Origin of the sequence: Cellulosimicrobium cellulans, from assembly GCF_042723955.1 — a bacterium.
GTDB lineage: Bacteria > Actinomycetota > Actinomycetes > Actinomycetales > Cellulomonadaceae > Cellulosimicrobium > Cellulosimicrobium cellulans_H.
The window spans coordinates 1-25248 of the sequence record NZ_JBHXIC010000040.1 but is presented as its reverse complement, the minus strand read 5'-3'; the positions used below and the strand labels follow the sequence as shown (position 1 = coordinate 25248).

The window sequence follows — 25248 nt, the reverse complement described above, 5'->3', positions numbered from 1 at the left end:
CGACGACGGGTGCACCGCAGGCACACCGGTCGCCCGGCGACCGGCCGCCGCCGTGACGAGGACGTCCGGACCCGCGGCGGAGAGATCGGCAGACCGTCGGTGACGGCGGCGTCCGGCACGCCCTTCGGGGCGGTCGCGCCGGCGGACCGTCGGGGCTGCGTCCACGGACGTCGCAGGGGGCACCATGACGTTGGAGAAGGATCACGAGGTCGACGCCGTCGACCTCGGACGGACGGGACGGCCGGTCACGACGCCGTCCTTCGACACCGGACAGCTCGTCCGGATCGCCCTCGGCGCCTATCGGCGCCCGGGCTGGAAGCCACGGCTCGCGCGCCGCGTCGCCGCCGTCGACGCGCTGGCGGTGGGCGCCGCCATCGCGACGGCGTACGTCGTCCGGTTCGACGGGATCGGCGGGACCGTCCTGGACGCCCAGTACGTCGCCATCTCGGTCGGCCTGCTCGTGGTCTGGTGGTGCGCGCTGCGGGCGGCCTTCTCGCGCGACAGCCGGAGCCTGGGCTCCGGCGCACCCGAGTACGCGCGCGTCGTCAACACGACCGTCGCGGTGTTCGGCGTGGTGGCGATCGCGGCGTACCTCGTCCGCTACGACCTGGCCCGGGGGTACGTCGCCATCGCGCTGCCCGTCGGGCTCGTCCTCCTCCTGCTGGGGCGGTGGATGGTGCGGCGCGGGCTGGTCCGCCTGCGCAGGCGCGGTCGTTGCCGTTCGCGGACGCTCGTCGTGGGCGGTCGTGACGGAGTCACGCACCTCGTGGAGCGGCTGCGCGAGGCGGCGGACAGCGGCTACCAGGTCGTGGGTGCGTGCGTCCCCGGAGGAGCGGTCGAGCCGCACGAGACGGTGGCGGGCGTGCCGGTGGTCGGCGAGGTCGGCGACACCGCGCGCCTCGTCGAGCCGCTGCGGGCTGACACGGTGATGGTCACCGGCTCGGACCTCGTGACGCCCCGGACCGTCAAGCGGCTCGCGTGGGACCTCGAGCCGTGGGGAGCGGACCTCGTCCTCGCACCCGCGCTGACCGACGTCGCGGGACCACGCATCCGGACCCGGCCCGTGGCAGGGCTGCCGCTCCTGCACGTCGAGGCACCCGGGTACTCCGGCCCGCAGCACGTGCTCAAGCGCGCGTTCGACGTGGTCGGCGCGCTCGGCCTCCTCGTGCTCTTCTCCGTCCCGCTCCTCGTGACGGCGCTCGCGGTGCGGCTCACGAGCCGCGGCCCGGTCCTGTTCGCGCAGGAGCGCGTCGGGCTGCGCGGCGAGCCGTTCACCGTTCTCAAGTTCCGCTCGATGGTCGTCGACGCGGAGTCCCGGCTCGAGGACGTCCTCGGCGTCGGCAACGTGGGCGTGTTCTACAAGCCCAAGCACGATCCACGGGTCACCCGGGTGGGTGCGTTCATCCGCCGCTACTCGATCGACGAGCTCCCGCAGCTCTTCAACGTGATCGGCGGCTCGATGAGCCTCGTCGGACCCCGTCCGCAGGTCTCGCTCGAGGTCGACCAGTACGACGACGAGATCGGCCGGCGGCTGCTCGTCAAGCCCGGGCTCACCGGGCTGTGGCAGGTCTCGGGCCGCAACAACCTCACGCTCGAGGAGAGCGTGCGGCTGGACCTGTACTACGTCGAGAACTGGACCGTGACCGGGGACCTCCTCATCCTGCTGCGGACGTTGCGAGCGGTGGTGGGGCGTGACGGCGCGTACTAGGCCGAGGGTCGCGATCACCCAGCCCTACGTCCCGGCCTACCGGGAGCGCCTGTTCGGTCTGGTCGTGGAGGGGCTCGACGAGCGCGGGGTCGACGCGCACGTCTTCTACGGGGGCGACCCCGAGCAGATGCGGCGCCGCCGCGGACGGGGCGACATGGTCGAGGCACCCTGGGCCACCGAGGTGCCCGTACGCGTGGTGCGTGTGGGTCCCGGCGGGCGGCACCTGGTCCGTCGCGCGGTCCCGACGGGATGGCGCGACGCGGTGCTCGTCACGGAGATGCAGGCCGGCAACCTCGACGCACTGGCGGCCGCGCTGCGGGGGAGGCCGTACGTGACGTGGGGCCACGGCGCCTCCTACACCGCCGACGAGGTGACGCTCGCAGGGCGCTGGGAGGCCTGGTTGAACCGCCGCGCGCGGCACGTCCTGACGTACACCGAGGCAGGACGTCGTCACGTCCTGGAGACGGCACGGGTCCCGGCGGACCGTGTCACGTCGTTCGGTAACAGCACCGACACGCGCACGCTGCGGCGCGAGCGCGCCGCCCTCGACGATCGGGACCTGGCCGCCTACCGCGACGCCGTCGGGCTGCCGGGGGATGCCCGCGCTGCGCTCCTGCTGGGGGCGCTCAACGAGCACAAGCTGCCGGACCTCGTCGTCGGGACCGTGCGCGAGGTCCTGCGTCGGGACCCCGACGTCTGGCTCCTCGTGGCGGGCGACGGACCCGCTCGGCGGGTCTTCGAGGACCTGGCCGCCGAGACGGGCCGCGTCGTGGTGCTGGGGCAGGTCGACGCACGGGGGACCGCGCGTGCCGCCGCGGTGTCGCGGCTGCTGCTGAACCCGGGTCGGGTCGGGCTCGTCGCGGTCGACGCCCTTGCGCTCGGGCTGCCCGTCCTGACCAGCGACGTCGGTCGCCACGCTCCGGAGGTCGAGTACCTCACCGAGGGGTCCGACCTCTTCACCGTGTCCGGGAGACCGTCTGACCTCGCCGCCGCGTGGCTGCGCCTCACCGCGACGGACCGTCCGGCGGGGACCGCGGGCGAGGTGCCGTCGACGGAGGCGGCCGCCGAACGGATCGTGCGGTCGGTGCACGAGGTCGTGAAGGAGGCGGCATGAGGATCGTCCACTACTACGCGCGGTTCCTGGCCCACCCGTCCGGTGTGACCGACTCCGTCGAGAACTGGGTGCGCCAAGCGCGCCGCGCGGGATACGAGGCGGTGGTGCTGTGCGCGAGCGTGTCGGCACCGCGAGAGGTGCCGGAGGACCTGCGGGGGAGCGTGCGCACCGTCACGCACCTCGGGCGGGGACGCACGAGCTGGGTACCGACGGGCCTGGCGAGCGAGGTGCGGCCGGGGGACGTCGTCTATCTGCACGAGGGCTGGGTCGTGAGCAACGTCGTCGCGGCGCGGAGCGCCCGGGCGCGCGGCGCGGTCGTGGTGCTCATGCCTCATGGCGTGTACGAGCCGGGCATCACGTCGCGCCTGCGTGACGTGGCCGGCGCCCGGCGGGCCGCCGAGGCATTCGTCGTGCGCCGCGTCGACTGGCTGCACGTGTTCTACCCGTCCGAGCGTCGCCTCGCGGACGACGTCGCGCGCGGCCGGACCGCGCCGGCGCTCGTGCTGCCCAACGGCGCACCGGCGCCCGAGGAGGTCCCTCGCTGGGTCGGAGCGGGCGACTACTTCCTCTGGATGGGCCGCTACGACCCCGATCACAAGGGGATCGACAACCTGCTGCGCCGCTGGGCCGAGCTCCCGGTGCCGCGCCCGCGCCTCCTGCTCGCGGGACCCGACTTCCGGGGTGGTCGCGAGCGGACCGCCCGTCTGGTCCGCGAGCTCGGCCTCGACGGGACGGTCGAGCTGCGCGGCAACGCGCGCGGGGAGGAGAAGTGGCTGCTCCTCACGGGCTGCCGCGCCTACCTGCACCCCTCGCGCTGGGAGTCGTGCAGCATCACGCTGCTCGAGATGCTCGCCGCCGGGGTCCCGACCGTCGTCTCGTCGACGATCCACGCGGCGGACCCGCTGCGGTCCGCGGGCGCGGCCGTCGTCGCCGACTTCGCCCGCCCCACCGGTCTGCTGGGGCCGCTCGAGGAGGTCGACGGGAACCGCGACCTCGGCCGCCGCGCCCGGGAGTGGACGGAGGGCTCCGCCACGTGGGAGCGGGTGGGCGCGGAGTACCGCGACTGGCTGAGCAGCCTCGAGGAAGGAGCGGTCCGATGATCGTGGTGGTGGACCCCGGAGCGGCGTCGACGAACGTCGGCGACCGGATCATCTCGGAGGCCGTCGACGCAGAGCTCGTCGCGCCCCTGCGCGAGCGGGGCACCGAGGTCGAGCTCGTGCCGATGCACGGTCGGCTCGACGCGACTCATCGCGTGGCCCTGCGCGACGCCCGGTCGGTGGTCGTGTGCGGCACGAACCTGCTCTCCGACCACATGCGCTTCCGTCGCGCGTGGCACTGGCCCGTCGACGACGTCGACCTGTGCCGGGGGCGGCTGACGTTCCTCGGCGTCGGCTGGTGGCAGTACCAGCGTGCGGGGATCGATCCGGTCTCGGCGGCGTGGCTGCGGTCCCTGGCCGGCAACGTGCCCTGGGCCGTGCGTGACGAGTACTCGCTCGCGAAGCTGCGGCGCGCGCGCGTGCCCGCGGTGCACACGAGCTGCCCGACGCTGTGGGGCGTGGAGAAGCAGACGCTCCCGTCCGACGAACGGCGCGTCGTCGTGACGTTCACCGACTACAGCCAGGACCCGCTGGCCGACCGGAGGCTCGTGCGGGCGCTCGCCGAACGCTTCGACGAGGTGCTCTTCTGGCCCCAGGGCCCCGGCGACCGCGCGTACGTCGACGGTCTCCGGGCCGGCACGGGCACGATGCTCGGCCCGCGCCTCGAGGACTTCGACGCGGCGCTCGACGCACCGGGGACGGCGTACGTGGGGCTCCGGCTCCACGGCGGCATCCGGGCGATGCAGCGGGGCGTGCCCACGCTCGTGCTGTCGATCGACAACCGCGCGCGCGAGATCGCGCGGTCGGTCGGCCTGCGGGCGCCCTCGCGCCACGCGGCACGGCGCTACCAGGACGACCTGCGCTCGGGAGAGGTGATCCGCATCGACGTCCCGCGGGACGCCGTCGACTCCTGGCGCCGCCGATGGGGGATCGAGCGATGACGCGCGGACGACCGGAGGCGACGGCCGTGCTCGCCGGGCCGGGGCGGGCCGTCGCGGACGCGGACCGCGCGGCCGACTTCGTGCTCGTCACCGACGAGCGGGCGTGGCACGAGGCGGCCCGGGCCGGCCTGGACCCCGTGGCCACGCACCTGCGGTTCAGCGTCACGGACCGCCGTTCCGACGCCGCCGCCCGGCTCGGGCGGCTCGTCATGCCCTGGCGCTGGCGCCGGACCATCCTCAACTCGGGCATCGGGGTCGTGTACTGGAGGCGGGGTGCCCCGCTGGCGCCCCGGGTGGGCGCGCTGCTCGCAGGGAGCCAGGTCGTGAGGCTCGACGCATGACGCCTCCCGACGCGCTGCGGAGGTCCCTCGCGGTCCCGGCGGCGGCGCTGACCCGGCCGCTCGTCCTCTCGCAGGCCGCGGCCAGCGCAGCGGGTGCGGCCGTCGTCCTGCTGGGTGCCTGGCACATGGAGCCGGTCGATTTCGCGAGCTTCAGCCTGGCCCTCCTCGTGCTGAACGTCGGCACCGGCCTGGTACGGAGCGGGCTCTTCCATCCCGCGCTCATCGAGCGGCGGACGGATCCGCACGCCGTGGTCCCGGTCCGCTACGTCGCCGTCGCCGCGGGTACGGTCACCGTGCTCGTCGCCGCGGCGGACCTCGCCGTGACCGTTCTCGGCGCGGGAGGAGCGACGCTGCTGGGGGTCCTCAGCGTCGCGCCGGTCGTCCAGGACTGGCTGCGGTTCCGTTGCATCGGCCAGGGACGGAACGGGGCGGTCGCGCTCTCGGACGGGATCCGTCTCCTGCTCGTCCCGGCCGTTCTCCTCGTCGCCGGCACGGCGCAGCCGCTCGTCGCCTTCTATGCGGTGTGGTGCGCGGGCTACGCCGTGGCGGCTCTCCCGCTCGCGCTGGCGGCGCGCCGCGTGCCCCGCTTCTCGCGGTACTCGGTGTACGGAGCGCGGGCTCGCTCCCAGGCGTGGGAGTTCCTCGTCGCCCAGCTCGCCACGACGGTGCCGCTCCTCGTGCTCGGCGCGCTCTCCGTGAGCGCGAGCGTCGGCGCGTTCCGGCTGAGCCAGACGCTCTACGGTCCGGTGAACGTGCTCTTCGCGGCCGTCGCGCTGAACCTGCTCTCGGACGCGGTGGGCGAGACCGACCGGCCTGACGACGCCGTGCTCGTCCGGCGCGCACGGCGCCTCGGCCTGCTGTCCGCAGGCGGGGCGACCGCGCTCGGTGCGGTGCTCGTTGTCGTCGCCGCGGCGGGGGCGGTCCACCCGTCCGGCATCGAGCGTGGGGAGCTCGTCGTCGCGCTCGCGGCGGTCGGCTGCTTTGCGGCCTGCGGCGGGCTCGTGGGACCGCACCTCGTCGTCATGCGCATCTTCAAGGCGCAGTCCGTCGTGACGCGCGCGCGGGTCGGCATGGTCGCGGTGACCTGGTGCGGGTTCGTGACCGGATATCTGGCCGGAGGGCCATTTGTGAGCCTCATTCTCGGATTCGTCCTCGGGGGGATCGGTTATGTCGTCTACTTCCTTCCTGCGGCGGGGCGGACCTATCGAGCGGCGGTCCCGTGACTCAAGAACGCGGTGCGGCCACCTGGTCATTGCGCAGCCCTTTTTCTCTTCCGGGACCGAGTGGGTGCCGAGCGGGTCTTCTCCCCGATGTCGGCGGGTGCACCCCGTGTGGTCCGAGCTCAGGGCGAGCGGTCCGTCGCGCACCCCGACGCCCGTCGCGGCTCGCCAGGGGCAGGGTCGGCGGACCGGCAGGTGGCCGGGGCGGTGAAGGGAGATGAGCGGATGATGACGAGTGCATGACCATCCTGCGGTGACCGAGGAGCCGACGGGGATCGTCCCGCCACGAGCGGGGCGGGTCACCGGTCGCCCGGCGGGCCGGCACGTCGGCGGGTCGGCGCCACCTCCCCGCGACGTCGAGGTCGTCCACGAGGGGCACGACGGGTCGCGCGACCCCGTGCTGGCGCTCGCGCGGGCGCTCCTGTACGGCGGTCTCGTCCTCGTCTCCCTCATGGTGCTGCGGGTGGGCGGCGGCATCACGGCGGGAGACGTCGTCCTCCTGGCCAGCCTGGCGCTGTGCCTCGCAGCCGTGGGCCGACCTCCCACGCCGCACCCGTACGGTGCCTGGGCACTGCCGGCCGCGGTGCTGCTGGTGGTCGGGGGCTGCCTCGCGACGGCAGGTTCACCCGCACCGACCGAGAGCCTCGTCAGCCTCGTCCGCGTGCTGTACGTCGCGCTCGCGCTCCCGTGGCAGCTCGCGGTCCTCCTCGACGACGAGCGACGGCTGCGGCGCGGCCTCGTCGCGTTCGGCGTCGGCGCGGCCCTGTGCTCCCTGGGGACGCTCGTGCAGTTCGCGCTCGGCCCGGACGCCATCCCCGGAGGGGTCGTCACGACGGCGGGCCGCTACACGGGGTTCACCGGCCACGTCAGCGACACCGGAGCCATCGCGTCGCTCGCGGTCGTCATCGGCCTGTCCGGGCTGACGCGCGGACTGGGAGGGCTCCAGCGGCTCCTGCTCGTGGGCGTGGCCCTCTCGGGCATCGTGGGTCTCGTGCTCAGCGGCAGCGTGAGCGGCATGCTGGCGGCCGTCCTCGGCAGCGCCGCACTGCTGCTCCTGCGCGGCATCCCCGTCGGGCGGGTCGCCGTCGCGGCCGTCGTCGCCGGTGGGGCGCTCTGGTTCGCGGGCGGCGTGCTCGGCGAGACTCAGGGTGCGCTGCGGCCGGCGGAACGGGTCATGCAGGTGCTCGGGCTCTCGGGGGGCGACGCGTCGCTCAACACCTCGGCGTCCCGGTGGGACACCATCGTCCTCGGGTGGCGGGGCTTCCTGCAGGACCCGATCAGCGGGGCCGGTCTCGACGCCCGGTCCTCCCTCGTCGTGGACACGCTGGGCGTGCACAGCCTGCCGGTCGCGGCGCTCTTCCAGGGAGGCGTCGTGTTCGCGGCGGGTCTGCTCGGCTGTCTCGTGGTCGCGGTGCTGCGCGCCGCGCGGGCCGTGCCCCGGACGGCGCTCCGGGCCCGCGTGTACGCGGTCGGCGTCACGGCGCTCGCGTTCAGCGCGACCGCGCCGAGCATGTACAACCGCTACCTCTGGGTGCCGGTCGCTCTCGTCGCCGCCGCGGTCGCGCTGCGACCGGGCGTCGGTGCAGCCCGAGAGGTCCAGGGCGCCGGGGCTCAACGGACGTAGGCGCGCTCCAGCGTGTCCGCGACCGCGTCCATCGAGTAGTCCCTCCGGACGAGGTCGCGCGCGCGGCGGCCCGCGTCCTGGGCGAGGCGCGGGTTGTCGAGGAACCGTGCCACCGCGGCGGCGAGGTCGTCGACGTCCTCGCCCACCACCTCGCCCGCCGCGGCGCGCTCGACCGGTGCCGCGAGCCCGCACGTCCGCGTCACGACGACCGGGACCCCGCACGACATCGCCTCGAGGACGCTCATGGGGAACGGCTCGTCGACGGACGGCAGGACGTAGAGCGACGCGCGCGCGAGCCGGGCCGTCGTGCGCTCGGGAGGCAGCGCCCCCTCCCAGGCGATCCGCCCGCGGACGTCCGCCGGGAGTGCCGCGATCCGGTCGCGCACCGCGGCGCCCTCGCCCTCGTCCGGACCGACGATCCGGAACCGGGCCTCGGGGAACCGCGGCGCGAGACGGGCGGCGGCGTCGACGAAGGTGAGAGGCCGCTTGCGCGGGTGCAGACGGGCGAGGAACAGCACCTCGGGGTGGTGGACGTGCGGCGGCTCGCTCGTCCCGCCCGTCGGCACGCCGTTGACGAGCCGCTGGACTCTGACTGCCGGGCCGAACTGCGTGCGGAGGCCGGCCTCCTCGACGGGCGTGAGGGCGAAGCTCGTGGACGCTCGCGTCACGACGCGTCGCGTGAGGACCACGTCGAGGGGTGCCGCGAGCGGGTGCGAGGACGGCATCACCATGCCGTGCGTCTGCGTGACGAAGGGCTTGCCAGACCGGCCCCAGGCGACCGCTGCGGGCAGGGTGACGAGGTCGCGGGCCAGATGGACGTGCGCGACGTCGGCACGAGCTCCGCGGGTCCGGATCCACCGCACCATCGAGGGTGCGGCGAGCCCCGCGAACCCCGCGCCCGGAGCGACCCGTACGGCGGGGAACGTCACGACCGGCACGCCGTCCCACGTCGTCGGGAGCTCGTCGAAACCTGCCGCCGCGGCGACGAGGAGCGCGTCGTGACCTCGTGCGCGCAGCGCCCGGATCTGGTTGGTCGCGACGCGGACGGGGCCCCCGTACGCACCGTCGGGGGTGAGGAGGGTGGCCACGTGCAGGACGCGCAGGCGTCGGCCGACCACCTCAGAACCGCGTCCGGGCCGAGAGCGACCGGCCGTCCCAGACACGGCCGTCGGGCACGTCGCCGCGGACGACCGACCCGGGTGTGACGAGCGCCGAGCGCCCGATCCGCGTCCCGCCGAGGACGACGCACCGTGCGGTGACCCACGCCCCCGGGCCGACGTGCACGGGGGCCGTCACGAGTCCCATGTCGGTGCGGTGCCGGTGGCTCCCCGTGGTGAGGAACGTGTCCTGCGAGAGCACGGCGTCGTGCCCGATCCAGACGTGGTCCTGGTTGTGGATCCACACCCCTTCGCCCACCCAGCAATTTGCCTCGACATGAAGCTTCCATGGGAAGCGGACGCGCGTGCGCGGGCGGAAGACGACCCCGTCGCCGATGTCGGCGCCGAAGGCGCGCAGCACCGCGACGCGCAGGCGCGAGCTGACCTGCCAGGGGTTCGACACGAACAGCAGCTCGGCGGCGCCCCACAGGTAGACGAGCGCGCTCCGTCGCCCCCAGGCCGTCTTTTCTCCGGGGGCGTCGGCGAGCGGTATCACGCGGATTTCCCGGCGCATTTCCTGCGATGTCATCTGCCCCCCAGCGAATCGGCCCGAAAGTCGTTATCGTACGTGCGTGAGCACCTCGGGAATGCGCGTCCTGGTGATCGGCGCCAACTACGCCCCTGAACCTACCGGAAATGCGCCGTACACGTCGGCGCTGAGCCGTGCCCTGGCCGCGCGCGGTGCGCGGGTGAGCGTTCTCACGACCTTTCCGCACTACCCGGAGTGGCGCGTCCGCGAGGGCTACCGCGGGTGGTCGCGCCGGGAGCACCTCGACGGCGTCGAGGTGCTCCGTCTGCGCCACTACGTGCCCCGGTCGCCCAGCTCCGTGCGCCGTCTCCTCGCCGAGCTGAGCTTCGGGGTGCGGTCCGCGACGACGCCCTGGCCGGACGCCGACGTCGTGCTGCTCGTCTCGCCGTCGCTCTTCGCGGCGGCCGTCGCGACGCTCCGGCTCCGCGCCGGGCGTGCGCGCCGGACGTCGCGCCCCGCCGCGCCGGGCGTCGTGCTCTGGACCCAGGATCTCTACTCGCTCGGTGTTGAGGAGACGGGGGCCGCCTCGGGCCGCGCTGCCCGCGCCGTGGGCGCCGTCGAGCGCTTCGTCGCGCACGGTGCCGACGCGGTGGTGGCGATCCACGAGCGCTTCGCGCGGCATCTGGGCGAGTCCCTCGGGGTCGACGCCGCCGCGTTGCACGTCGTGCGCAACTGGACGCACCTCGCGCACGACGCGGTGCTCCCGGACCGCGCGGCGGTACGCGCCGCCCATGGGTGGCGCGACGACGAGACGGTCGTGCTCCACGCGGGCAACCAGGGGGTGAAGCAGGGGCTCGAGAACGTCGTCGAGGCGGCGCGCCTGGCCGACGCGCAGGGCGCGCGGGTGCGGTTCGTGCTCCTGGGCGACGGGAGCCGTCGAGCCGCGCTCGAGGCGGCCGGGAGCGGGGTACGCCGGCTGCAGTTCGTCGACTCCCTGCCCGACGTGGAGTTCCGCGCCACGCTCGTGGCCTCCGACGTGCTGCTCGTCAACGAGCTCGCGGGGCTCGCCGAGATGTCCGTGCCGAGCAAGCTCACGTCCTACTTCGACGCGTCCCGGCCCGTGCTCGCGGCGTCGTCCGAGCGTTCGACGACGGCGGCCGAGCTGCGCGCGTCCGGTGGCGGCGTCCGCGTCGACCCGCAGGACCCGCAGGCGCTCCTCGACGCAGCGCGGGCGCTCGCGGCCGACCCGGGTCGACGCGACCGTCTGGGATCGGCGGGTCGCCGCTACCGCGACGAGACGCTCACGGAGAGCGCTGCGGTGGACGCGTTCGCGGCGGTCCTCGAGCAGCACGCACGTGGTGCGCGGGGCACCCGGGCCAGGACCACCACTGCAGGCACCGCCGCGACAGCAGGAACGATCGCGACCGCAGGCGCCGTGCTGCCGACGCCTGACGGCGCGGCGCGCGTCCCGGACGCCGCGCGCACGTAACCACCGACCGCAGCGCCGCTGCACGACTCAGGGGGAAGCATGAAGAAGGCACTGATCTCGGGGATCACGGGGCAGGACGGCTCGTACCTTGCGGAGCTCCTGCTCCGCAAGGGGTACGAGGTGCACGGGTTGATCCGCCGCGCCTCGACGTTCAACACGGCGCGGATCGACCACCTCTACCAGGACCCGCACGAGGAGGACGCGCGGCTCTTCCTGCACTACGCGGACCTGTCCGACGGGGCGCGCCTCGTATCGCTCATCGCGCACATCTGCCCGGACGAGGTCTACAACCTCGCGGCGCAGTCCCACGTCCGGGTCTCGTTCGACGAGCCCGAGCACACGGCGGACACCACCGGGACAGGGGCGATCCGCCTGCTCGAGGCGGTGCGCCTGGCGGGCGTGGAGACGCGCTACTACCAGGCGTCGTCGTCCGAGCTCTACGGCGCGACGCCCCCGCCGCAGAACGAGACGACGCCGTTCCACCCGCGGTCGCCCTACGCGGCCGCCAAGCTCTACGCGTACTGGATCACGAAGAACTACCGCGAGGCCTACGACATGTTCGCCGTCAACGGGATCCTCTTCAACCACGAGAGCCCGCGCCGCGGCGAGACGTTCGTGACCCGCAAGATCACGCGTGCCGTGGCGGCCATCCAGGCCGGTCGGCAGGAGCACCTGTACCTGGGCAACCTCGACGCGGTCCGCGACTGGGGGTACGCGGCCGAGTACGTCGAGGGCATGTGGCGCATGCTGCAGGCCGAGCAGCCGGACGACTACGTCCTCGCCACGGGGATCGGGCTGTCGGTGCGCGACTTCCTCCAGGAGGCGTTCGCCCACGCGGGGCTCGACTGGGAGCACCACGTGCGGTTCGACGAGCGCTACCTGCGTCCGACGGAGGTCGACGCCCTCATCGGCGACCCCAGCAGGGCGCACGCCGACCTCGGGTGGAAGCCGACCATCGACGGGCGCGAGCTCGCGCGCATCATGGTCGACGCCGACGTCGAGGCCCTGGGCCACGCCGGGTCGCCGTGGATCGACCGGGTCGCGCTCGCGACGTGGGACGCGGCGTGACGTCGCCCGACGCGCGTGACCTCGTCCGCCACGAGCCGGCACCGCTCGACCGGGACGCCGTCTTCTACGTCGCCGGCCACCGCGGCCTGGTCGGCTCGGCGATCTGGCGCCGTCTGGAACGAGCGGGGTTCTCCCGGCTCGTGGGGCGGACCTCCGCCGAGCTCGACCTCACCGACCGCGACGCGGTGCACGACTTCTTCCGTGCGCACCGCCCGCGCTACGTGGTCCTCGCGGCGGCGAAGGTCGGCGGGATCATGGCGAACGCGGCGTACCCCGTCGACTTCCTCAGCGAGAACGTCCGCATCCAGGTGAACGTCCTCGACGCGGCGCGGACCTCCGAGGTCGAGCGGCTGCTGTTCCTGGGCTCGTCGTGCATCTATCCGCGGCTCGCGCCGCAGCCCATCGTCGAGGACGCGCTGCTGACAGGGCCCCTCGAACCGACCAACGACGCCTACGCCATCGCGAAGATCACCGGCATCCTGCACGTCCAGGCGGTCCGCCGCCAGGACGGGCTGCCGTGGATCTCGGCCATGCCGACGAACCTCTACGGACCCGGCGACAACTTCTCGCCGACCGGGTCGCACGTGCTGCCCGCGCTGATCCGGCGCTACGACGAGGCCGTGCGGACCGGCGCCCGGGAGGTGACGAACTGGGGGACGGGGTCGCCACGGCGAGAGTTCCTGCACAGCGACGACATGGCGGACGCGTGCCTGCACCTCCTCGAGCACTACGACGGTCCCGTCCAGGTCAACGTCGGCACCGGGCAGGACGTCACCGTCCGCGAGCTCGCCGAGACGGTCGCCGACGTCGTCGGGTACGACGGCGCGACGCGCTGGGACCGGTCGAGGCCGGACGGCACGCCGCAGAAGCTGCTCGACGTGTCCAGGCTGCGCGCGAGCGGCTGGGAGGCGAGGACCGGGCTGCGCGAGGGGATCGAGCGGACCGTGTCGTGGTACCGAGAGCAGGCCGGGCGGGTCCGCGCGTGATCCCGGTGCGGGCGGAGGCGCCCAGGCTCGCGACGTGCGGTGCCCTGTGCGAGATTGAGGCGGTCGTGGGTGGACGCTCAGGGGGAGCGGCCCGGTGAGGGGGACGACGATGGAGCTCAAGGACTACCTCGTCCTGCTGCGCAAGAGGTGGGTCACGATCGTGGTCGCCGGGGCGCTCGGGCTGGCGCTCGCGGGCGCGTACTCGCTCCTGACGACGCCGACGTACTCCGCACGGTCCCAGGTGTACGTGTCCGTCCAGGGCTCCGACTCCACGACGGACCTGCTGCAGGGGTCGAACTTCACGGTGCGCCAGGTCAAGTCGTACATCGAGCTCGTGACGAGCCCGCGCGTCCTGGACCCCGTGATCGAGGAGCTCGGCCTCGCGGACGACGCCGGGTCCCTCGCGCAGCGCGTGCACGCGGACTCGCCGCTCGACACGGCGCTCATCAACGTCACCGCGACCGACGAGTCGCCCCAGCTGGCGGCGGAGATCGCGAACGCCACCGCGGGGTCGCTCGCCGCGGTCGTCGGGGAGCTGGAGACGCCGGCGGGCGGCGGCGACTCGCCCGTGCAGATCAGCACCGTCAGGGCGGCGTCCGTACCGGCCTCGCCCGCGTCGCCCAACCTGCGGCTCAACCTCGTGCTGGGGCTCGTGGTGGGCCTCGCGGTCGGGGTCGCGGTGGCCGTGCTGCGCGAGCTGCTCGACACCCGAGTGCGCTCCACGGCCGACGTGGAGGACGTGACGGACGCGCCGGTGCTCGGCGTCATCGGGTACGAGGTCGACGCGCCGGAGCACCCGCTGATCGTGCAGGAGTCGCCCCAGGCGGTGCGGGCCGAGGCGTTCCGACGGCTGCGCACCAACCTGCAGTTCCTCGAGCTCGGCCCCGCGGCCCGCACGTACGTCATGACGTCCGCGTTGCCCGGCGAGGGCAAGACCACCACGAGCGTCAACCTCGCGATCACCCTCGCGGACGCCGGGCAGCGCGTCGTGCTGGTCGACGCCGACCTGCGCCGCCCGGCGGTCGCCCGATACCTGGGCATCGAGGGGTCGGTCGGGCTCACGACGGTCCTCATCGGCAAGGTCGGCGTCGAGGACGCGGTCCAGCCGTGGGGCAACGCCAACCTCGACGTCATCGCGTCGGGCCAGATCCCGCCGAACCCGAGCGAGCTGCTCGGCAGCGAGTCCATGACGCGGCTCCTGGAGCGGCTGCGGACCGAGTACGACGCGATCGTCGTGGACACGCCCCCGCTCCTGCCGGTCACGGACGCGGCCATCCTCGCGAAGGGTGTAGGGGGTGCGATCGTCGTCGTCGGCGCGGGCACCGTGCACCGGAACCAGCTCGAGACGGCGCTGTCGGCCCTCGGCACGGTGGGCGTGCGCCCGCTGGGGATGGTCGTGAACCGCGTGCCGGTCAAGGGGCCGGGCGCAGGCGCGTACGAGTACGGCTACTACGAGTACACGGTGGACTCCGCAGCGCAGACCCCCGAGGGTCGCTCTGCGCGCCGGTCGCCCGGGCGGGCGCGTCGGCACGCCCGCGGCTCGGGGCCGCAGGCCCCGGCGACCGGCACGGGGCCGTGGGCACCCGTCGCCGCGGACGGGCCGGCCGCGAGGGACACGACCGCCCCGCCGGCTGGCCGGTCGACGGCCACGACGGGTGACGTGACCGCCGTCGACGGCGCGGACGCCTCTCGGAGCCCTCGTGGCCCCGGCGACGCGGCGGCCGTCGCTGTCGGGACGCACCCGGCGACGGGGGCCTTCGACGAGGTGGTGCTGCCGCGCGAGCGGCAGTGAGCGAGCGCAGGACGTGGGCGTGGCATCGGTCGCGCCGCGGCGGCAGGACGGACGCCCGCCCGGAGACGGCGGGACGAGCAGGGGGAACGCCATGAGGATCTCGGTGATCGGTTGCGGCTATCTGGGCGCGGTGCATGCGGCGTGCATGGCGACGCTGGGGCACGACGTGGTCGGCGTGGACGTCGACGCCCGGAAGGTGGGCTCGCTGCGCGACGGGCGGGCACCGTTCTACGAGCCGGGGCTCGACGGGCTGCTCGCGGAGGCGGGGGCCTCCGGACGGCTCACCTTCACGACCGACCCCGCCGCGGCGGCCGACGCCGAGGTCCACTTCGTGTGCGTGGGGACACCCCAGCGCGCCGACTCGTACGCCGCCGACCTGTCGTCCGTCGACGCGGCCTTCCGGTCGCTCGTGCCGCACCTCGCCGCGGACGCGGTCGTGGTGGGCAAGTCGACCGTCCCCGTGGGGACGGCCGCGCGGCTCGCGGACGAGCTCGCCGCGGTCCGACCCACCGCGACGCTCGTCTGGAACCCCGAGTTCTTGCGCGAGGGGTTCGCCGTCCAGGACACGCTGCGACCCGACCGGCTCGTCTACGGCGTCCCGGACGACGCGGCGGGCGCTCGCGCGGTCGAGGCGCTCGACGCCGTCTACGCCGCGGCCCTCGGCGACGGCACGCCGCGGCTCGTGGTCGACCGGGCGACGGCCGAGCTCGTCAAGGTCGCGGCGAACTCGTTCCTCGCCACGAAGATCTCCTTCATCAACGCGATGGCGGAGCTGTGCGAGGTCGCCGGGGGGGACGTGACGCTCCTCGCCGACGCGATCGGCCTCGACGAGCGGATCGGGCGGCGCTTCCTCAACGCCGGGCTCGGATTCGGCGGCGGCTGCCTGCCGAAGGACATCCGCGCGTTCATGGCGCGGGCCGAGGAGCTGCACGCCGATCCCGCCGTCAGCTTCCTGCGCGAGGTCGACTCGATCAACCTGCGTCGGCGCGAGCGCATGGTCGACCTCACGGTCGGCGTGCTCGACGGCCGTCCGCTGGCCGGCGCGCGCATCGCGGTCCTGGGAGCGGCGTTCAAGCCCGACAGCGACGACGTCCGCGACTCGCCCGCGCTCGACGTCGCGGAGCGGTTGCACCAGCGCAGCGCCCGCGTCGTGGTGACCGACCCGCGCGCGCTGGCCAACGCGCGCGCCAAGGCCCCGTCGCTGGGCTTCGCCGAGACCGTCGAGGAGGCGGTGGACGGTGTGGACGCGGTGCTGGTCCTCACCGAGTGGCAGGAGTACCGGGACCTGGACCCGGGCAAGCTGTACGGCCTCGTGGCGGCCCCCCGCGTCGTCGACGGCCGCAACGCGCTCGACGTGGCCGTGTGGCGCGAGGCGGGGTGGACGTACCGCGCGCTCGGCCGGCGGTGAACGGCGAGCACGCGGCGCGCGTCGGCTCCGGGCCCCGCGCCGGAGCGCGCAGGCTCACGGTGCTGGTGACGACGCTCGTGAGCCTGTCCCTCGGAGGCTGCGCGCTGGGCGACGACGGTGGGCGCGGGGCTCCGAGCGCCGACGACCCCTCGGCGACGCTGCCCTGGGAGCCGACGGAGTACGCCGCCCGGCTGCTGGCGGAGACGCAGGAGGAACGCGACGAGGCGGGGGTTCCCCGGTTGGAGGAGAGCGGCTGCGCGACCGAGGAGGCCCTGTCCCGTGCCACGGCGCTCGTCGGCGTCCCGCTCGAGCACGCCCCCCTCGACGAGGTCGTGGCAGCCTGCGCTCCTCCGCGCGGCACCGCGGCGGAGAACCTCAGCCGATCCTCCGCCGAGCCGGCCGCGGTCGTCGACGCGTGGATGGGGTCCCACGGGCACCGGGCGAACCTCCTGGACCCGACGCTGACATCCGTCGGCGTCGCGTGCGTCGGGGACGCCACCGACGGCGCCGGCGGCCTCGTCTGCGCACAGGTGTTCCTCGGCTGACCGCGACCCGATCCTCGCTCCGCACGCCCTTGACCCCTCGGTGGCCGCGGCCTAGCGTCTCTTTCAACGGGTGATGAATTTGACCGCACGGTGCGGCGCGGGCAGGACCGGGGAGGCGTCGTGCGCGCGATGGTCGTCAAGGAGTTCCGTGAGCTGCGCCGGGACCGGCGCACCGTCGCGATGCTCGTCGGGATGCCGCTGCTGCTGCTCGTGGTGTTCGGGTTCGCGGCGAACTTCACGGTCGAGACGCTGACCGTCACGGCCGTCGGGCCGGGTGCCGAGCAGGCGGTGGACGCGATCGAGGCGAACCCTGCCGCTGCGGACGCGCTCGACGTCGTGCGCGTGGACCCCGCAGGCACGGATGCCGACGCCCGCGCCGCGCTGCGCGACGACCGCAGCGACGTCGCCGTCGTCGCGCCGGAGCCGGGGGAGGGCCGGCCGACGGTCTACATCGACGGGTCGAACCTGTTTGCGGCGCAGTCGGCGAAGGTCCTCGTCGCCTCGCTCGGGGACGCGGTGGACTCGGAGATCCTGTTCAACCCGGACCTCGACACGTCGTGGGTGATGGTGCCGGCGCTGATCGGTCTCATCCTCACGTTCATCGGCACGATCATCACGTCCATCGGGCTCGTCAAGGAGCGCGAGGCGGGGACGTTCGAGCAGCTCGCGGTGATGCCGCTCGGCCCGGCCGCGGTGATCCTCGGGAAGATCACGCCCTACTTCCTCCTGGCGTGCCTGGACATGGTCGCCGTGACGCTGCTCGGCAGGTGGATCTTCGACGTGCCGTTCGCAGGCCCCGTCGGCCCGTTCGTCGTGGGTGCGGCCCTGTTCCTCTTCGTCGTCCTCGGTATCGGCGCGCTCATCTCGACCGTGTCGCAGACCACCGGGCAGGCGGTGCAGGTCGCGCTCATGACGATGCTCCCGCAGGTCCTGCTCTCGGGCATGATCTTCCCGCTCGACGCCATGGCGGCCGGGGTGCGCTGGATCGGGTACCTCCTGCCCCTGACGTGGTTCACCGAGGTCTCCCAGGGCGTCATGGTCCGCGGGGCGTCGTGGTCCGCGCTGTGGCTGCCGCTCGTCGTGCTCGCGGTGATGGCGGTGGTCGTGTTCGGGCTGGCCGTCCTGCGGCTCTCGCGCGAGCTCTCGCCCGCGCGGGAGCACCGCCGGCACCGCCCGGCCGCGGCCCAGAGCGCGACGCCCGCGGCGAGCGGAGCGGTCCGGTGACCTGGGGCGTGCGCGGTCTCGACGTCTTCTTCAGCGGGCACGGGCACGTCGTGCGCGCCCTCGTCGGCGTGGACCTCGACCTCCCGCGCGGGCAGGTCACGTCGGTGGTGGGCGGCGACGGGGCGGGCAAGACGACCCTCGTGCGCGCGCTGCTCGGACAGGTACCTGTCGCGGGCGGCACCGTGGACGTCCCGCCCCGCGACCGGGTCGGCTACCAGCCGTCGTCGAGCGGCGTCTGGCCGGCGCTGACCGTCGAGGAGAACGTCGAGCTCGTCGGCGACGCTTACCGCATGCCGGCCGCCCGCAGGGAACGGCGCGCGGACGAGCTGCTCGGGCGGGCGGGGCTCGCCGAGGCGCGCGGCCGGCTCGGGTCGCAGCTCTCCGGAGGGATGCGGCAGAAGCTCGGCGTGTGCCTCGCGATGCTGCACGAGCCCGAAGTCCTGCTCCTCGACGAGCCGAGCACCGGGGTGGACCCCGTGAGCCGCGTCGAGCTGTGGCGGCTCGTCGCGGAGTCGGCGGCGACCGGCGCGGCGGTCCTCGTCACCACGACGTACCTCGACGAGGCCGAGCGGGCCGCCGACGTCGTCGTGCTCGACGCGGGCGCGGTGCTCGCCGCGGGGACGCCTGACGACGTGCGTGCCGCCGCGCCCGGGCGGATCACGGTCGCGTCCGCCCCGCCGGCGGGCCGGGGCGGTCGGACGTGGCGCCGCGGCCCGACGTTCCACACGTGGTGGCCCGACGGCGCGACTTCCCCGTCGGGGGGCACCGCGGACGTCGACCTGGAGGACGCCGTCGTGGCCCTCACGCTCGGTCGTGGCACGCTCCGCCCCGACGACGCAGACGACGCCGACGACGACGGGGCGAGTCCGGCGAGGCCCCGCGCGGACCGGCCCGCGGGAGTCGCGCTCGCGCAGGACGCCCCCCTCGTGCGGGTCGAGGGTGCCGAGCGGCGGCTCGGCGACGTCGTGGCCGTCGACGACGTCTCCCTCGTCGTGCGCCCCGGCGAGGTGGTGGGCCTGCTCGGCGCGAACGGCGCGGGCAAGACGACGCTCCTGCGCATGGTCCTCGGTCTCGACCGGCTCGACGGGGGCCGGGTCGAGGTCCTCGGCGCACCGCCGGACCGTGCGGGCCGCCGGTCGGTCGGCTACGTCCCGCAGGGCCTCGGGCTCTCCGGCGACCTGAGCGTCGAGGAGAACGTCGAGTTCGTGGCAGCGGCGTACGGGGTGCCGGACGTGCCCGCGCTCCCGCCGGCGCTCGCGGCGGTCCGCCGTCGACCCGTCGCGGAGATCGGGCTGGGGCGACGGCGCCAGCTCGCGTTCCACTGCGCCCTGCTGCACGCGCCGCGGCTCCTCGTCCTCGACGAGCCGACGTCCGGCGTCGACCCGCTCGCGCGGGCGCGCGCGTGGGACGCGATCCACGCGCAGGCCGACGCGGGCGTCGGCGTCCTCGTGACGACGCACCACCTCCAGGAGGCCGAGCAGTGCGACCGCCTGCACGTCCTGTCGCGCGGGCGCTCCGTGGCCGAGGGCACGGTCGCGGACGTCGTGGGCGGCCGCGAGGCGGTCGTCGTGCGGTCCCGGGACTGGCAGGCGGCGTTCGCGGCGCTCGACGCCGCGGGCCTGCCCGTGATGCTCGACGGCCGCGCGGCGCGCGTGGCAGGGACGCCGCCCGCGGCGGTCCAGGACGTGCTCGCCGCGACGGGCGTCGCCGCGACGTGCGACGTCGTGCCCGCGACGCTCGAGGAGACCATGGTCCTCGTGGACCGCGCGTCCGCGACCGCGGCAGGTGCGGCGTGACCGGGCGGCGAGGGCGACGCCCGGGCCGCTCGGACACGCGCTCCGACATCCTGTCGGCCGCGCGGGACGCGTTCGCGGAGCACGGCTACGACCGCGCGACGGTCCGCGACATCGCCACCCGGGCGGGCGTCGACGCCGCGCTGGTCCACCACTGGTTCGGGACGAAGGAGAGGCTCTTCCAGGCCGCGGTCGACGTGCCCTTCGATCCCCACGAGCTCCTCCTCGACGGCGCGCCCGACGACGTGGCGCGCCTGGGCGAGCACGTCGTCCGCACGCTCCTGCGCGCCTGGGACTCGCCGCGCGGGCGGGTCGCGCTCGCGCTCCTGCGCTCGGCGACGAGCTCCGAGCGAGCGGCGCGGATGCTGCGCGAGTTCGTGCTGGCCCGGGTCGTGCGGCCGACGGTGGCGCGGAGCGAGCCGGATCCGCACCGAGCCGCGTGGCGGGGCGCGCTCTTGGCGAGCCAGCTCGCCGGGCTGGTCGTCGCGCGGTACGTGGTCCGGGTCGAGCCGCTCGCGGGAGCTCCGGCGGAGACCGTGGTCGGGGCGGTCGGTCCGACGATCCAGGGCTACCTCACCGGTCCGCTCCCGGGAGTCGTGACCGAGGACCCGCGCAGCGCCGGAAACGTTGAGATTTCAACTGCGAGGCATGTTGCGCCGTAGGGTCGTCTGTCTGTAGGTTGAGCCCCGCCGGCCGAGGCTCGGCGCGGGGCCAAGCGCGCAGGGGGAGCTTGGCGTCGAGCCACGGCGGCCCGCTCAGACGCCCGCGAGGACGCGGGTCGTCCCCTCCAGGTCCGTCCGGTCGCGCAGCGCGCGCCCCAGCCGACGCAGCGCGTCGTCGTCCGCGAGGAGGCCGGACCAGTCGTCGGGGTCGAGGCTCGGCGCGTCGCCCCGGGTCTTGCGGATCGCGGCGACCTGGAGCTGGTAGGCGAGGATCACCTCGCGCGGGCTCCCCGGGACGGCGATCCGCACGTGATCCACGTCGTCGCGGCGCGAGTGGAGGGCGAGCGTGGTGAGGCCGTCGAAGATCTCGATGGTCCGGTGGTACTCGTCCACGGCGGCGCTCGACCCGCGCAGACCGCCGTCGCCCACGACCGCCCGGAGGAACGTGTGGAGGTGGCCGAGGTCGCGGCGGCGCTCGCGCGCGAAGGCGGCGGACGACGCGAGCTGGCCCACGATGCCGACGGTGAGCAGGACGGCCGCGGCGAGCACGAGGTACCGGGTCCGCAGGCCGACCACCAGGTACGGCTCGGTGCTGCCCGGCTCGTGCTGCACCATCGCCACGAAGCTCACGACGGCCCACACGACGGCGACGACGGCGCCCGCCCCCGCCACGTCCATGCCCCAGCGCAGCCGGAGCGGCCGTCGTGATCGGGTGCGCAGGCAGGAGACGGCGAAGGTCGCGGTCGCCGTCACGAACGTCCCGTAGTAGAGCGCCCAGTAGCCCCACATGAGAGGACGGTCGTGCACCTGCGCGTCGAGGTCGTGGGTCGTCCAGGGCCCGCTGGCTGCGGCGAGCACCACCATGGCGGCCCCGACGCCCGTGGCCGCGAGCGCCACGTGCCGGGTGCGCGGTGCCCGGCCGGTGGTGGCGCTGTACGCCCACACGCCGACGAAGAGGCAGCCGGTGACGAGCGCGACGTGCTTGGCGACCTCGTGGGTCCCGGCGGGGGCGTGCCCCTTGAGGAGGTCGGCCACCACGGGCACGCGCAGCGCGTTCGCGACCGCGACGAAGCCCAGACCGAGGGGGAGGGCCGCGTCGGCGCGCGTGCGGGCGCGCACGCCGGTCCACACGGCCGCGATGGCGAAGAGCACCACGACGAGGAGGCCGAGGGCGTGGTTCACCGGTAGAGCTCCAGGGACGTGAGCCGGGTCGCCGAGCTGCCGTGGGACGCGATCGAGATCATGAGCTCGCTCGCGAGGCGCTCGACGCGCAGCTCGTCGGGGTCCTCGTACCCGTCGCGGCACGCGCCGACGCGGGGCGCGCCCGCCGTGGCGGCCGCGTCGAGGACGTGGACGAGCTCGTGCGCGACGACATGGTCGCGGTGCGGCCCGGCCAGGGTCTGGCGGGCGTCGACGAGGACGAGGTCGCGCTCGGGGAAGGCGAGCCAGAGCCCGGTCACACCGGGGCCGAGGTCGCCCTCGACGACCTCGAGGGGCCGGCCACGGACCGCCGCGACCAGGCGGCACGCCTCCTCGACGCTGCGGGCGCGGTCCAGGCCCGCGGCGCGCAGCAGGTCATCCACGGTCGTCGTCCGGGACGGGCGGGGTCACGGGAGGGAGGTGCTCCAGGCGCCGCACGCGGTCGACGATCTCGATGATCGCCCGGACGTTCTCGGGCGACAGACCCTGGGCGCGCAGCGCGAACTGCTCGACGCCCTCGTCGGCGAGGGCGGCCCGCAGGCCGTCGTCCGGGTCCTCCTCGGGGTCGACGAGGCTGCCCGTGCTCACGTGGAAGAACGCGGCGATGCCCTCGACGACGCGCAGGCTCGGCGAGGAGCGGTGCCCGCCGCGCAGCGCGCTGAGGTACGCCTCGTTGATCGAGTACCCGCGCTCCGTCATCCACTGGGCGGCCTCGCGGTTGGTCACGGGCCGCCCCCCGCGACCGCGTGCGAAGAGCTCGTTGAGCCGGCGGCGGAAGACCCGCGCCGTCCGCTCGCCGGGTGCCACGTCGTCGTCCATGGCGACGATTGTGACAGGCCGCGGCCCGCGGCGGCGCGGGCGCACGACGTCGTGCGGCGCGGCGCGGGCGCGGGTAGCGTTCCGGTCGGGCGCGGGAACCGTCCGGCGCCCGGCGCGGGACGCGCGCAGCCCATCCTCGAGGGAGCCGACATGAGCCAGCAGACACCGAAGGACGAAGGGGGCCTCGGCGACCTTCTCGGCAAGGCGAAGGAGTTCCTCACCGACGACCGCATCGACGACGTCGCGGAGAAGATCAAGTCCGTCGCGCCCGACTCGGTCGACCAGCACGTCGACACCCTGGCCGAGAAGGCCAAGGAGGCCAACGACTGACCTGCGGGTCGGTACGATCGAGGGGCGCCGTCCACGACGGCGCCCTTCGTGCTGTCGGGCAGGGCCCGCCGGCCGCAGGACCTCGACCGGGCGCGTGCCGCGCGCCTCCCGCCAGCAGATCGGAGCACGGACGTGTCTGACGTCGTCTCGTCACCCCTCACCATCACCCTCGACGCCGAGGAGACCACGGTGACGACGGGCACGACGGGCACGGACCTGTTCGCCGCCCGTCGCGACGTCGTCGTGATCCGCGTCAACGGCGTCCTCAAGGACCTCGACACCCCGGTCGCCGACGGCGACGTGGTCGAGGGCGTGACCATCGACTCGCCCGACGGCCTCGCGGTGCTGCGGCACTCGGCCGCGCACGTGCTCGCCCAGGCCGTCCAGCAGGTCAACCCCGACGCCAAGCTCGGCATCGGCCCGCCCATCACGGACGGCTTCTACTACGACTTCGACGTCGAGACGCCGTTCACCCCCGAGGACCTCAAGGCCCTCGACAAGGCGATGTCCCGGATCATCCGGGAGGGCCAGACCTTCCGTCGCCGGGTCGTGACGGAGGACGAGGCGCGCGCCGAGCTCGCCGACGAGCCGTACAAGCTCGAGCTCATCGGGCTCAAGGGCGGCGCGGCCGACGACACCGAGGGCGCGAGCGTCGAGGTCGGCGGCGGCGAGCTGACGATCTACGACAACGTGCGCGGCGCCGGGCGGGAGAGCGAGACGGTGGTCTGGAAGGACCTGTGCCGCGGCCCGCACCTGCCGAGCACGCGCCTGATCGGCAACGGGTACCAGCTCATGCGCTCGGCCGCGGCCTACTGGCGCGGCAGCGAGAAGAACCCGCAGCTCCAGCGCGTCTACGGCACGGCGTGGCCGACCAAGGACGAGCTCAAGGCGTACCTCGACCGCCTCGCGGAGGCCGAGCGTCGCGACCACCGCCGCCTCGGCAACGAGCTCGACCTGTTCTCCTTCCCGGAGGAGATCGGCTCGGGCCTGCCCGTGTTCCACCCCAACGGCGCGACGATCCGCATGGAGATGGAGGAGTACTCGCGCAAGCGGCACGTCGAGGCGGGCTACTCGTTCGTCAGCACGCCGCACATCACCAAGGCGAACCTCTTCCAGACCTCGCGCCACCTCGACTGGTACGCGGACGGCATGTACCCGCCCATGCACCTGGACGAGGAGCTCGACGACGAGGGCAACGTCAAGCGCGCCGGCCAGGACTATTACCTCAAGCCGATGAACTGCCCGATGCACAACCTGGTGTTCAACTCCCGGGGCCGCTCGTACCGGGAGCTGCCGCTGCGGCTGTTCGAGTTCGGCACGGTGTACCGGTACGAGAAGTCGGGCGTCGTGCACGGCCTGACCCGCGCGCGCGGCTTCACGCAGGACGACGCGCACATCTACTGCACGCGCGAGCAGATGAAGGACGAGCTGTCCACGACGCTCACGTTCGTCCTCGACCTCCTGCGCGACTACGGCCTCGAGGACTTCTACCTCGAGCTGTCGACACGCGACCCGGAGAAGTCGGTCGGGGACGACGCCACGTGGGAGGAGGCGACCGAGATCCTGCGCCAGGTCGCGACGGAGTCGGGCCTCGAGCTCGTCGCCGACCCGGGCGGTGCGGCGTTCTACGGCCCGAAGATCTCGGTCCAGGCGAAGGACGCGATCGGCCGCACGTGGCAGCTCTCGACGATCCAGCTCGACTTCTTCGAGCCGGAGCTGTTCGAGCTCGAGTACACGGCGTCCGACGGCACGCGTCAGCGCCCGGTGATGATCCACCGCGCGCTGTTCGGCTCGATCGAGCGGTTCTTCGGGATCCTCGTCGAGCACTACGCGGGCGCGTTCCCGGCGTGGCTCGCGCCCGTCCAGGTCGTCGCGGTCCCGGTCGCGGAGCCGTTCAACGAGTACGTGGCCGACGTCGTCGAGCAGCTCAAGGCCCAGGGGATCCGCGCCGAGGTCGACTACTCCGACGACCGGTTCGGCAAGAAGATCCGCAACGCGAGCACGCGCAAGGTGCCGTTCGTCCTCATCGCGGGCGGCGAGGACGCGGAGGCCGGCGCCGTGTCGTTCCGGTACCGCGACGGCCGCCAGGACAACGGCGTGCCGGTCGCCGAGGCGGTCGAGCGCATCGTCACCGCCGTCCGCGACCGCGTCCAGGTCTGACGACGCGTGAGCGACGAGCGCACGGGGTCGCCCGGCGGCGGCCCCCCCGGCCCCCCCGGGGGGGCCCCCCCCCCCCCACCCCCCCCGCCGCCCCCCGCCCC

23 protein-coding genes are annotated in these 25248 nt (G+C 74.3%); 18 read left to right on the top strand and 5 right to left on the bottom strand.

Translation table 11 applies throughout. The annotated features are described in order from the left end of the window. The first annotated feature begins 184 nt into the window (after positions 1-184). From ACFWH7_RS12365 to ACFWH7_RS12335, 7 genes are all read left to right on the top strand, one after another. Complete coding sequence (locus ACFWH7_RS12365; protein ID WP_378216807.1) at positions 185-1708, top strand: sugar transferase; 1524 nt, start codon at positions 185-187, stop codon at positions 1706-1708. Then, positions 1692-2822, top strand: coding sequence for a glycosyltransferase (locus ACFWH7_RS12360; RefSeq protein WP_378216806.1), 1131 nt, complete (start codon positions 1692-1694; stop codon positions 2820-2822). Before ACFWH7_RS12365 ends, ACFWH7_RS12360 begins: the two co-directional genes overlap by 17 nt. Then, on the top strand, positions 2819-3922 hold the full coding sequence (locus ACFWH7_RS12355) for a glycosyltransferase family 4 protein (protein ID WP_378216805.1): 1104 nt from the start codon (positions 2819-2821) through the stop codon (positions 3920-3922). Before ACFWH7_RS12360 ends, ACFWH7_RS12355 begins: the two co-directional genes overlap by 4 nt. Next, a complete protein-coding gene (locus ACFWH7_RS12350) occupies positions 3919-4860 on the top strand; it encodes a polysaccharide pyruvyl transferase family protein (RefSeq protein WP_378216804.1) in 942 nt (313 codons plus the stop codon). The genes ACFWH7_RS12355 and ACFWH7_RS12350 overlap by 4 nt, the downstream gene beginning before the upstream one ends. Then, positions 4857-5201: a hypothetical protein gene (locus ACFWH7_RS12345; RefSeq protein WP_378216803.1), complete on the top strand. Its 345-nt coding sequence runs from the start codon at positions 4857-4859 to the stop codon at positions 5199-5201. The genes ACFWH7_RS12350 and ACFWH7_RS12345 overlap by 4 nt, the downstream gene beginning before the upstream one ends. Further along, a complete protein-coding gene (locus ACFWH7_RS12340; protein ID WP_378216802.1) occupies positions 5198-6424 on the top strand; it encodes an MATE family efflux transporter in 1227 nt (408 codons plus the stop codon). Before ACFWH7_RS12345 ends, ACFWH7_RS12340 begins: the two co-directional genes overlap by 4 nt. 250 nt (positions 6425-6674) lie before the next feature. Further along, complete coding sequence (locus tag ACFWH7_RS12335) at positions 6675-8045, top strand: hypothetical protein (protein ID WP_378216801.1); 1371 nt, start codon at positions 6675-6677, stop codon at positions 8043-8045. On the opposite strand, the gene ACFWH7_RS12330 is transcribed toward ACFWH7_RS12335, so the two are convergent. Together ACFWH7_RS12330 and ACFWH7_RS12325 are read right to left on the bottom strand one after the other, a co-directional pair. Further along, positions 8033-9163, bottom strand: coding sequence for a glycosyltransferase (locus ACFWH7_RS12330; protein ID WP_378216800.1), 1131 nt, complete (start codon positions 9161-9163; stop codon positions 8033-8035). The genes ACFWH7_RS12335 and ACFWH7_RS12330 overlap by 13 nt on opposite strands. 1 nt (position 9164) lies before the next feature. After that, complete coding sequence (locus tag ACFWH7_RS12325) at positions 9165-9731, bottom strand: LbetaH domain-containing protein (protein WP_378216799.1); 567 nt, start codon at positions 9729-9731, stop codon at positions 9165-9167. A gap of 43 nt (positions 9732-9774) precedes the next feature. Between ACFWH7_RS12325 and ACFWH7_RS12320 the strand changes: the two genes are divergently transcribed. From ACFWH7_RS12320 to ACFWH7_RS12280, 9 genes are all read left to right on the top strand, one after another. After that, complete coding sequence (locus ACFWH7_RS12320) at positions 9775-11160, top strand: glycosyltransferase (protein WP_378216798.1); 1386 nt, start codon at positions 9775-9777, stop codon at positions 11158-11160. A gap of 39 nt (positions 11161-11199) precedes the next feature. After that, positions 11200-12228 carry a GDP-mannose 4,6-dehydratase gene (gmd, locus tag ACFWH7_RS12315; RefSeq protein WP_378216797.1) on the top strand — a complete coding sequence of 343 codons (1029 nt, stop codon included), beginning with the start codon at positions 11200-11202 and terminating at the stop codon, positions 12226-12228. Next, positions 12225-13214 (top strand): GDP-L-fucose synthase family protein, encoded by a 990-nt coding sequence (locus ACFWH7_RS12310; protein ID WP_378216796.1) that lies wholly within the window; start codon positions 12225-12227, stop codon positions 13212-13214. The genes gmd and ACFWH7_RS12310 overlap by 4 nt, the downstream gene beginning before the upstream one ends. Before the next feature lie 94 nt (positions 13215-13308). Then, entirely contained in the window at positions 13309-15006 is a 1698-nt protein-coding gene (locus ACFWH7_RS12305; protein WP_378216795.1) for a tyrosine-protein kinase domain-containing protein, read from the top strand. Between the two features lie 91 nt (positions 15007-15097). Continuing rightward, positions 15098-16414 carry a UDP-glucose dehydrogenase family protein gene (locus ACFWH7_RS12300; RefSeq protein WP_378216794.1) on the top strand — a complete coding sequence of 439 codons (1317 nt, stop codon included), beginning with the start codon at positions 15098-15100 and terminating at the stop codon, positions 16412-16414. Beyond that, positions 16411-16959 carry a CAP domain-containing protein gene (locus ACFWH7_RS12295; protein WP_378216793.1) on the top strand — a complete coding sequence of 183 codons (549 nt, stop codon included), beginning with the start codon at positions 16411-16413 and terminating at the stop codon, positions 16957-16959. The genes ACFWH7_RS12300 and ACFWH7_RS12295 overlap by 4 nt, the downstream gene beginning before the upstream one ends. 129 nt (positions 16960-17088) lie before the next feature. Continuing rightward, entirely contained in the window at positions 17089-18183 is a 1095-nt protein-coding gene (locus ACFWH7_RS12290) for an ABC transporter permease (RefSeq protein WP_378216819.1), read from the top strand. After that, the gene (locus ACFWH7_RS12285) at positions 18180-19979 is read left to right on the top strand and encodes an ATP-binding cassette domain-containing protein (protein ID WP_378216792.1); all 1800 of its coding nucleotides are present in this window, start codon (positions 18180-18182) and stop codon (positions 19977-19979) included. The genes ACFWH7_RS12290 and ACFWH7_RS12285 overlap by 4 nt, the downstream gene beginning before the upstream one ends. Then, entirely contained in the window at positions 19976-20638 is a 663-nt protein-coding gene (locus ACFWH7_RS12280) for a TetR/AcrR family transcriptional regulator (protein ID WP_378216791.1), read from the top strand. The genes ACFWH7_RS12285 and ACFWH7_RS12280 overlap by 4 nt, the downstream gene beginning before the upstream one ends. A 93-nt stretch (positions 20639-20731) precedes the next feature. Here the strand turns inward: ACFWH7_RS12280 and ACFWH7_RS12275 are convergent, their stop codons facing one another. Genes ACFWH7_RS12275 through ACFWH7_RS12265 form a run of 3 tightly spaced genes read right to left on the bottom strand, consistent with a single transcriptional unit; the run spans position 20732 to position 22657 of the window. Continuing rightward, positions 20732-21820: a hypothetical protein gene (locus tag ACFWH7_RS12275; RefSeq protein WP_378216790.1), complete on the bottom strand. Its 1089-nt coding sequence runs from the start codon at positions 21818-21820 to the stop codon at positions 20732-20734. Beyond that, positions 21817-22221, bottom strand: a complete 405-nt coding sequence (locus ACFWH7_RS12270; protein WP_378216789.1) for a hypothetical protein — start codon at positions 22219-22221, stop codon at positions 21817-21819. Before ACFWH7_RS12270 ends, ACFWH7_RS12275 begins: the two co-directional genes overlap by 4 nt. Continuing rightward, positions 22214-22657: a hypothetical protein gene (locus ACFWH7_RS12265; RefSeq protein WP_378216788.1), complete on the bottom strand. Its 444-nt coding sequence runs from the start codon at positions 22655-22657 to the stop codon at positions 22214-22216. The genes ACFWH7_RS12270 and ACFWH7_RS12265 overlap by 8 nt, the downstream gene beginning before the upstream one ends. A gap of 150 nt (positions 22658-22807) precedes the next feature. Between ACFWH7_RS12265 and ACFWH7_RS12260 the strand changes: the two genes are divergently transcribed. Together ACFWH7_RS12260 and thrS are read left to right on the top strand one after the other, a co-directional pair. Beyond that, positions 22808-22987 (top strand): hypothetical protein, encoded by a 180-nt coding sequence (locus tag ACFWH7_RS12260; RefSeq protein WP_378216787.1) that lies wholly within the window; start codon positions 22808-22810, stop codon positions 22985-22987. A 132-nt stretch (positions 22988-23119) separates the two neighbouring features. Next, the gene (thrS, locus tag ACFWH7_RS12255) at positions 23120-25147 is read left to right on the top strand and encodes a threonine--tRNA ligase (RefSeq protein ID WP_378216786.1); all 2028 of its coding nucleotides are present in this window, start codon (positions 23120-23122) and stop codon (positions 25145-25147) included. Positions 25148-25248 lie beyond the last annotated feature (101 nt).

Excerpts from the sequence above, each read along its gene's own strand:
- ACFWH7_RS12345 (WP_378216803.1), top strand. The coding sequence starts at position 4,857 with ATGACGCGCGGACGACCGGAGGCGACGGCCGTGCTCGCCGGGCCGGGG.
- ACFWH7_RS12290 (WP_378216819.1), top strand. The coding sequence starts at position 17,089 with ATGGTCGTCAAGGAGTTCCGTGAGCTGCGCCGGGACCGGCGCACCGTC.
- gmd (WP_378216797.1), top strand. The coding sequence starts at position 11,200 with ATGAAGAAGGCACTGATCTCGGGGATCACGGGGCAGGACGGCTCGTAC.
- ACFWH7_RS12355 (WP_378216805.1), top strand. The coding sequence starts at position 2,819 with ATGAGGATCGTCCACTACTACGCGCGGTTCCTGGCCCACCCGTCCGGT.
- ACFWH7_RS12300 (WP_378216794.1), top strand. The coding sequence starts at position 15,098 with ATGAGGATCTCGGTGATCGGTTGCGGCTATCTGGGCGCGGTGCATGCG.
- ACFWH7_RS12265 (WP_378216788.1), bottom strand. The coding sequence starts at position 22,657 with ATGGACGACGACGTGGCACCCGGCGAGCGGACGGCGCGGGTCTTCCGC.
- ACFWH7_RS12260 (WP_378216787.1), top strand. The coding sequence starts at position 22,808 with ATGAGCCAGCAGACACCGAAGGACGAAGGGGGCCTCGGCGACCTTCTC.
- ACFWH7_RS12340 (WP_378216802.1), top strand. The coding sequence starts at position 5,198 with ATGACGCCTCCCGACGCGCTGCGGAGGTCCCTCGCGGTCCCGGCGGCG.
- ACFWH7_RS12350 (WP_378216804.1), top strand. The coding sequence starts at position 3,919 with ATGATCGTGGTGGTGGACCCCGGAGCGGCGTCGACGAACGTCGGCGAC.
- ACFWH7_RS12365 (WP_378216807.1), top strand. The coding sequence starts at position 185 with ATGACGTTGGAGAAGGATCACGAGGTCGACGCCGTCGACCTCGGACGG.
- ACFWH7_RS12325 (WP_378216799.1), bottom strand. The coding sequence starts at position 9,731 with ATGACATCGCAGGAAATGCGCCGGGAAATCCGCGTGATACCGCTCGCC.